Source organism: Bacteriovorax sp. DB6_IX, assembly GCF_000447775.1.
GTDB lineage: Bacteria > Bdellovibrionota > Bacteriovoracia > Bacteriovoracales > Bacteriovoracaceae > Halobacteriovorax_A.
The window spans coordinates 1-4,286 of sequence record NZ_AUNJ01000004.1 but is presented as its reverse complement, the minus strand read 5'-3'; the positions used below and the strand labels follow the sequence as shown (position 1 = coordinate 4,286).

At 38.0% G+C, this 4,286-nt stretch carries 5 protein-coding genes; 4 read left to right on the top strand and 1 reads right to left on the bottom strand.

Annotated elements, in window-relative coordinates; genetic code table 11:
* Positions 1 to 407 precede the first annotated feature (407 nt).
* Genes M901_RS00130 through acpP form a run of 4 tightly spaced genes read left to right on the top strand, consistent with a single transcriptional unit; the run spans position 408 to position 3,399 of the window.
* Positions 408 to 1,406 carry a beta-ketoacyl-ACP synthase III gene (locus M901_RS00130; protein ID WP_021276105.1) on the top strand — a complete coding sequence of 333 codons (999 nt, stop codon included), beginning with the start codon at positions 408 to 410 and terminating at the stop codon, positions 1,404 to 1,406.
* Between the two features lie 9 nt (positions 1,407 to 1,415).
* A complete protein-coding gene (gene fabD / locus M901_RS00125; protein WP_021276103.1) occupies positions 1,416 to 2,369 on the top strand; it encodes an ACP S-malonyltransferase in 954 nt (317 codons plus the stop codon).
* Positions 2,369 to 3,130, top strand: a complete 762-nt coding sequence (gene fabG / locus M901_RS00120; RefSeq protein WP_034719100.1) for a 3-oxoacyl-ACP reductase FabG — start codon at positions 2,369 to 2,371, stop codon at positions 3,128 to 3,130. Before fabD ends, fabG begins: the two co-directional genes overlap by 1 nt.
* Positions 3,131 to 3,174: 44 nt before the next feature.
* Positions 3,175 to 3,399, top strand: a complete 225-nt coding sequence (acpP, locus tag M901_RS00115) for an acyl carrier protein (RefSeq protein ID WP_021276104.1) — start codon at positions 3,175 to 3,177, stop codon at positions 3,397 to 3,399.
* Positions 3,400 to 3,428: 29 nt separating this feature from the next.
* Here the strand turns inward: acpP and M901_RS00110 are convergent, their stop codons facing one another.
* The gene (locus tag M901_RS00110) at positions 3,429 to 4,001 is read right to left on the bottom strand and encodes a hypothetical protein (RefSeq protein WP_021276106.1); all 573 of its coding nucleotides are present in this window, start codon (positions 3,999 to 4,001) and stop codon (positions 3,429 to 3,431) included.
* Positions 4,002 to 4,286 lie beyond the last annotated feature (285 nt).

Sequence of the window (4,286 nt, the reverse complement as noted above, 5' to 3'; positions counted from 1 at the left end):
CTTCACACATTCCCATCTGATTATTTTTCTTAGCTCTTTCAAACAAACCTTTATTCGACTCAACGAGCTCTGCAAAACTTCCAAAAACCTTCGACATATTTCTTCCTTGAAACGTTTTTTTATCTTTTTATTATAGAGGAAATCCTTCTTTTCCCCTACTGGGAAGCACTTTCTTGACGCTGCGCTCATCATCTTTATATGCATTTTTTTTTAACGCAGAGTTAAAAAATCCTATGTACCTTCGGTAACATAGAGCTTAATGACCGTAGGTCACTGATTTTATTTGATATTTTTTTGCATAACAGCTTGCCAAGGTCGGTTTTTATTAGAAGAATACTGGGCGAGAGCTTAAGTTTTGTTTGAAACTTAAGCTCTTTTTTTTTTGACCCAAACTAAGTGAGGGACACATGGACATCAAGGTCAAGATCAAGGGAACTGGAATTTACACTCCACAAAGAGTGATGACGAATTTCGACCTTGAAGAGATGGTAGAAACATCGGATGAATGGATCTACGAAAGAACTGGAATAAAACAAAGACACATCTGTTCTACAGAAGGTGGGGAATGGCCAAGTGATATGGCCTATCATGCAACTCTAGATGCGCTAAAGGCAGCGAATCTTGAGCCAAATGATATTGATATGATTCTCTTTGCTTCGGTAACACCGGATCACAAACTTCCAAACACAGCTTGTATTCTTCAACAAAAACTTGGAATCACTAATAAGTGTGCAGCACTTGATATTGCAGCGGCTTGTTCAGGTTTTGTATACGGGCTTAATATGGCGACAGGTCTGATCAAAATGGGAGCGATAAAAAATGCTCTTGTCATTGGATCAGAGATGCTAAGTCGTGAAGTGAACTGGAAAGATCGTAATACATGTATTCTCTTTGGAGATGGTTGTGGAGTTGCGATTGTTGGAGCGAACGAAGATGGTGATGAATCAGATATTCTCTCTCTTCACCTAGGTGCTGATGGAAAAGGGAAAGAGTTCTTCGACCAACCTGTTGGTGGAGCTGTTGAACCAATTACAGAGCAACATATTCAAGAAGAAACTCACTACATGCAAATGAAAGGTAGAGAGATGTTCAAGGTTGCCACGAGAACATTGGCCGAAAATGCCCGTATTGTTCTTGATAGGGCCAATGAATCGCTTGAAAATGTTGACTGGCTTATCCCACACCAAGCAAATGTTCGAATTATCGAAACAACAGGTAAGCTTCTAGGAATCGATCCAGAAAAAGTAATTATTAATATCGATAAGTACGCCAATACTTCTGCGGCGACAGTACCAATTGCCATGCACGAAGCAATTACTGATGGAAGAATCAAAAGAGGACAACTCCTACTACTTGATGCCTTCGGTGCAGGTTTAACAACTGGTGCAACACTACTACGTTACTAAGGATTTTTTATGACAAAGAAAGTTGTTTTAATTTTTCCAGGTCAAGGTTCTCAATACGTAGGTATGGGAAAAAACCTTGAAGGTCATAGCTCATATGATCTCCTTCAAAAGGCGAATGATGTTCTTGGATTTGATCTCTCTAAGATCATGCTTGAAGGCCCTGAAGAAGATCTAACGATGACTCAAAATACACAACCAGCAATTTTAACTCACTCTCTTGGACTTTTTGCTAAGGCGAAAGAAATTTTAGATGAGAAGGGAATTGAAATTTCTGCAGTTATGGGACACTCTGTTGGAGAATACCCTGCCCTAGTTGCAGCTGGTGCCCTTAGCTTTGAGGACGCTGTAAAAGCTGTTAACAATAGAGGAAAGTTCATGCAAGAAGCCGTTCCAGCTGGAATGGGTAAAATGTACGCCGTCCTTAGAGTACCAGCTGATATAGTTGAAAAAGCATGTCTTGAATCTTCAACAGAAGACAATAAGGTTATGCCTGCGAACTTTAATGAGCCAGGACAGATTGTTATTTCTGGTCACGCTGAAGCTTGTGATAAAGCTGTTGAATGGATTAAAGAAAACTACACTGAGCCACATAAGCTTGTGCCTCTTAAAGTGAGTGCTCCTTTCCACTCTTCTCTCATGCTACCGGCAAGAGAGAATATGGCCACATTCTTTGGTGGAATAAACTTTAACGAAACAAAGCTTCCGTATATCGCAAATATTGATGCTAAAAAATATGATGCTGGAACTTCTGGTGAGATCGTTAAAGAGAATCTTATTAAGCAAATTGATGGTGCTGTTCTTTGGACTCAAAGTTTTGAACAACTTGATGACGATACAATTTGTCTAGAAGTTGGACCGGGACGAGTTCTTATGGGACTAGCAAGAAAGATTAATAGAAATATCAAAGTCATCTCTTTAGATAAAGAGGGAGCATTTGATGATCTGAAGGAGGCTCTCTCATGATGGCACAATTTAAAGACCTTGAGGGAAAGAGAGTTTTAATTACCGGTGCAAGCCGTGGAATTGGACTTGAAATTGCTAAGAACTTAGCAAAACAAAATGCTCACGTTATCTTCAACTACCGTGAAGGAAAAGAAGATGTTGCAGCACAAATTGAAAAAGAATTAAAAGAACTTGGTGCGAGTGATGTCACAGGACTTCTCTTTGATCTTAATAATGAAGAACAAATGAAAGAAGCTGTTAATAACTTTGCGAAGGAAGTAGGTCCAATTGAAGGGCTAGTCAATAATGCAGGTGTCTCTAAAGACTCTCTTCTAATGAGGCTAAAGAGAGCTGATGTTGACTCTATTATTGATACGAACCTTAAGGGTGGGATGATGCTTACAAGTATCCTCTCAAGACAATTCTTAAAGGCTGAGAACGTTTCTATCGTAAATATTAGTTCTATCGTAGGACTAATGGGAAATATTTCTCAGGCAGCTTATTCTGCTTCAAAAGCTGGGATGATCGGATTTACGAAATCAGTGGCCAAAGAACTTGGAAGTAGAAATATTAGATGTAACGCTGTGTGCCCAGGTTTTATTCAAACAGATATGACTGATGCACTTGAAGATAAGGCAAAAGAAGCGTATCTTTCTTCAATTCCAGTTGGTAAATTCGGAAGCACTGATGACGTAGCAAACCTTGTTTGTTTTCTACTGAGCCAATCTTCTTCATATATAACTGGTGAAGTAATTAAAGTTGATGGTGGACTTTACATATAAACTATATAAAAATTTAAAAATCTGAATAAATCAGGAGAGAAAAAATGCAAGAACAAGTAATTAAACTAATTAGCGACGCAACTAAAATCGACATTGCAAAAATCAACATGGAAACTTCTTTTGTTGACGACCTAAACCTAGATTCACTTGATATCGTTGAACTAATGATGAAAATGGAAGACGAGTTTGGTGTTGAAATTCCAGAAGAAGATGCTGAAGGACTTAAGTCTGTTAAAGATGTAGTATCTTACCTAGAAAACAAGCAATAAAAAAATAAAAGCTCCCATCGGGAGCTTTTTTATTTCTCTATAGTATTAGAAAGCCTATCTTTTTTATCTGATTCCTTATTTTTAAATTCTTTTCTATCAAGCCTTCTCTTGTGAACAAGCTGAGGATAACACTGCTCATTACTCGCCAACACCTCGTCATAAATGTAGCGAAAGTTTCGATCTCCACCAGTTGGGCCGACAACTGCCCCACTTTTAGAATGGCAAGATGTAAGACTAATTCTTCCACACTCATATTCTTGAACGATTGAACAATTCACTTCATGATTATTGCCGCGATTATCCATGAAGCTAAAATCTACTGATCCGTATTTCTTAAAGTCTGTTTTCTTTGCCGTGTCTGCTAAACTTCCCATCGAAGAGACAAGCCCCGAGACAAAGTTTTTTCCACCAGAAGAATCTGTTTTGATATTCAAATCGTACTTTCCTGATGGCTTCACATTAATTGGTAGGTTCTTTCTTCCTGAACTATGGTCTTCAAAGAACCCATTAGGATTGTCTGCTATTGCTCTAAATATAATCTCATCAAAATCATCGCCAGCGAAGACACTGATTGAGACAATAAAGAGCAATAAAAACTTCATAGATATTTCTCCATAATTCACTTGAGCTTAACCTTAATCATTATAAGGGGTTCTCTATTTGAGACACCTTTTTTACATGATTTAGATGCTAAGTTGAATGATTTCAGTAAGATATATTTCTAGGTATTTATCGGACGAATTTGTGAATTGCCTAAAAAAAAAGGCTCCTTAAACAAGGAGCCTTTTGGGTTTTATGTAAGAATCGCTTATTGTACTGAAACTTGAAAGTCATCAGCAGGAATCTCAGCGATGTCACATACTACTTTATGAGCATCTCTAATACCT